A 3,757-nucleotide genomic window follows, 5' to 3' on the forward strand; every position below is an offset into this window, starting at 1 on the left:
ATGTTGAAGAATCTAGTTCTTCGTCAACGATTGCCGTATCCTCTAGCAAAGAAGAAGTAATTGAGTTTAGTGTATACCAACCTCAACATTACTTGGAAAACAACAATTTTAACTTATCTGGAAAAGCTGATCCAGAAAGTAAAATCACTGTAAATCAAGGCAATGAATTAGTAAAAGAAATAGAACCAACAGCCTCTGGTTCATTTAGCATGACAGCTCCACTTCCAGAAACGGAAGATACCACATACGAAGTATCAAATGGAAAAGAAACGAAAACAGTGATTGTAAAGTCAAAGGCGACATTAGAGAAAGTTGCTGCAGAGGCCGAAGCAACTAGAAAGAAACAACAGCAAGAGAAAGAAGAAGCTGATAAAAAAGCTGCTGAAGAAGCAGCAGCGAAAGAACAAGCGGAAAAAGAAGCTGCTGAAAAACAAAAAAAAGAGGCTGAAGAGGCTGCAAGAAAAGCTGCCGAAGAAGAAAGAGCTAGTTATGATACTGGAATCACATACGAAAACTTAGCGAGAAACCCTGATACTTATTTAGCTGAAAAAGTTAAGTTTTCTGGAAGAATAATTCAAGTGATGAAAGGTGAAGAACACTCTCAGTTCCGTTTTGCAGTTGACGATAATTATGACCAAGTACTGTATATTGAAATATCGGAAGATCAACTATCAAACAATCGTCTTCTAGAAGATGACTATATTACTATCAGAGGCACCTCTTATGGAGAATACACTTATACTTCTACTTTAGGTGGAGAAATAACTGTTCCCGGAGTAGTAGTTGATTCATTTGAATTAAATTAAACAAAAAAACACGCCCCTCTTTCCTGATAGTCAGGGGGCGTGCAAACAGAAAATAACCAATAGGTTACGCCTATTGTAACAAATTCTAGGAGTTGAAGCAATTGGCTAGGAAAGAGCAAGATATCCGAATAAAAGAGTACATCAAAAAGAATGGCGAAAAAGCTTATATGTTTCAACTGTACCTAGGGACAGACCCAGATACAGGAAAGCCAATTCGCACAACAAGGCGTGGTTTTAAGACAACAAGAGAAGCTCGTTTAGCAATAGCTGATTTAGAAGTAAATGGTATGCAAAAACAAGAGGTTGCTGAGGAGCCCGAGATTCAAACGTATGAAGAAATATATGACTTATGGTATGAGGAATACAAATCAACAGTTAAAGCCTCAACTCTTTTAAAGACCGAACGTGTTTTTAAGAATCATATACTTCCTGCATTTGGTGAAAAAAACATTCTAGAAATAAAGCCTATGGATGTACAAAACCAAATGAATATTTGGCATAAAAAATTGGTTCGAGCAAGCATGGTCATGAATTATGCTGGTCTAGTTTTCGACTACGCCATTCGTATGCAGCTGATCAACATGAATCCAACTAAGGTAATAAAGAAACCTGTTAGAAAAAAAGAAGTAACCGAGGATAAGGATTTAAACTTCTATGATAAAGAAGAGTTAAAACAATTTATGGCAGCTTTAGAAAGTGATAGCAATTTTAGAGCATATGTTTACTTTCGTCTCTTGGCTTTCACCGGCATACGAAAAGGTGAATCACTAGCGCTAAAATGGACTGACATTGATTTCAAAAATCAAACACTCAACATTAATAAAGCCGTATCAAGAAGCGCTAGCGGACTTTATATTCAAACTCCAAAAACTCCTTCTTCTATTCGTAGGATTTCATTAGATGACAAAACGATCGCTATATTAAAGGAGTTCAAAAAGGAATCTACGGATGGTTTAATCTTCCAAAGTGAAGACGGTGGAATTCTTTCACCTGCGAAACCCAGAAAATGGTACTTAGTCACAATGAAAAAATTACCCGAAGATTTTAAACAGATTTCAATACACGGTTTTCGTCACACCCACGCTTCCCTCCTATTTGAAGCCGGGGCATCTATCAAAGATGTTCAATCACGATTAGGTCATTCTGATATTCAAACCACGATGGATGTGTATACTCACGTTTCAAAAACTGCAAAAGAACAGCTGGCGAATAGATTCAATACTTATGTGGATTTTTAATTTTGGTAGTCAATTTGGTAGTCAAAAAGCTGAAAGCATTATAATATCAGCATTTTACCGACTCCCGCCATCTCCATAGACTAAAATCGATAAGATTTTTGTAGTTTTTCCTAAGTGGTAAAAGCCTTGATTTAAAAAGGTTTCTACCACTTTTTTTGTATTCTAATTATAAGAAAGGTTTTCGTGTTTTTTCCTTTTTGGTGGTCAAACGGTGATCAAATAGTGGTCAATTATCACCTTCAAATCGATTTTTTCCCTCGCTTTTCCTAGATCGAATTTCTTAATTTCTGTTCGCTTTACAAACAGTGCAAACGTTCGCATGTTTTTCTTGAGGAGTGATGATTATGGGAATGTTTAAACCTTACGAGGACCGGAAAAAATTAAAATGGATGGGATTCTTTTTATCGGAACATACAACAAGTGTAAATAAAGTTGTAGAGGAACGAGCTTACAGTTCACCCAAGCCAGAAATGGACGTTGACGAGACTGGCTGTGGCCTTCACGAGGCTCTTTTGAAAAATAATAAGATTGCTGTCCAGCTTAACTATACAAAAAATGATAAATTCATGCCGGACATCACAAGTCACTTATCTGGACATGATGAAATAGGTATTTATATTGATTCTACATTCATTGAATGCGAGGAAATTCGAAATGTAGAGTTTTACGCTGGGGAACTGGAATGGTTTGATCTCTCATAAATATAATTAGTCAATACGTACAAGGTTACATCTCCTATTCGAAGTTTGCACAGGAATTTCCTAACAGTATATCTGAATCGCAGGAGTGCCTTTACGGTACAACATGCGTAGAGTTTTATGTCAAACTTACTTTAAGGGAAAACTGATTTTAATTACTATGTACAAAACTATGGAGGCGATCAATGTCAAGTCAATGAAAGGTGTAGTTTCGAAGATACGAGTGTTAAAAATATCGAGGACCCTTTAGTTCGGTTCTCGAATGAAAAAAGCTCCCTACTCTAACTTGAGTAAGGAGCTTTTTATGTGCCTTGTAGGAATCGAGACTACGACAAGACGGTTAATGAGTCGTCTGCTTTAACCTACTGAATTAGAAGTAAGAAAAGTCCAGCAGTCCGCGGGGAAAAAGAGGAAGAAGGAAAATAACTCCCATTGATTCTGAGTCAAAAGTTGTCTTAGCGCGATATCCTTTTTCGCTTGTTTAATAATCATGTGACAAAAGCGTAAGTTGTTTTTTTATATCATAAGTGTTAATTTCCACTTATATCTATTATTTATACAATTTAAGTTTTTAGACTTAGAAAGGTGTGAATGAAATGAAAAAATCATGCATCATCTACTCCCTTCTCTCTATGCTAATCGTTAGTCCAGCTTTCTTTGAAAACGCTTATTCAGAAGAGCAAACAATGGATTCAACTATTACCACAAATGCAAGTTCCCCCCCGGCAATAGCACCATCAAGCGATAGTTCCCCTATACTAACCAGCCCTCTTGAAGAAAAAACAGAACTCACTACAGTCGTTTCTTCAGAGCAAGAATCTCAAACATCTCTTTGGGCTATTGAAGACGAAAATGACGTGAAATATGATTCTGACCAAACAACTTTACCAAAATTAACCGAAGATGAAGTAACGAAAATCAGAACATTGTATGAAAAGGGGATTGCTGAAGGAAAAGTTACTCGGGATTTGTATTCCTATGAAGCTTTTCAAGAAAATTATCAAGTAAATAAAAC

General features: G+C 36.4%; 4 protein-coding genes. All 4 read left to right on the forward strand.

What is annotated here, in order from left to right; translation table 11 throughout:
- The coding region (locus Q0A12_RS16140; RefSeq protein WP_291293647.1) for a hypothetical protein at nucleotides 1-806 on the forward strand (806 nt) is incomplete at its 5' end.
- Nucleotides 807-907: 101 nt separating this feature from the next.
- Nucleotides 908-2,044: a site-specific integrase gene (locus Q0A12_RS16145; RefSeq protein WP_291293648.1), complete on the forward strand. Its 1,137-nt coding sequence runs from the start codon at nucleotides 908-910 to the stop codon at nucleotides 2,042-2,044.
- A 344-nt stretch (nucleotides 2,045-2,388) separates the two neighbouring features.
- On the forward strand, nucleotides 2,389-2,745 hold the full coding sequence (locus Q0A12_RS16150) for a hypothetical protein (RefSeq protein WP_291293649.1): 357 nt from the start codon (nucleotides 2,389-2,391) through the stop codon (nucleotides 2,743-2,745).
- A 584-nt stretch (nucleotides 2,746-3,329) separates the two neighbouring features.
- On the forward strand, nucleotides 3,330-3,757 hold a 428-nt coding region (locus Q0A12_RS16155; RefSeq protein ID WP_291293650.1), incomplete at its 3' end, for a hypothetical protein.

This window comes from Enterococcus sp., assembly GCF_022711995.1.
In the GTDB taxonomy this organism is placed as follows: Bacteria; Bacillota; Bacilli; order Lactobacillales; family Enterococcaceae; genus Enterococcus_D.

What these genes read in the sequence shown, in the direction of transcription:
- Q0A12_RS16150 (WP_291293649.1), top strand. Translation starts at nt 2,389, where the DNA reads ATGGGAATGTTTAAACCTTACGAGGACCGGAAAAAATTAAAATGGATG.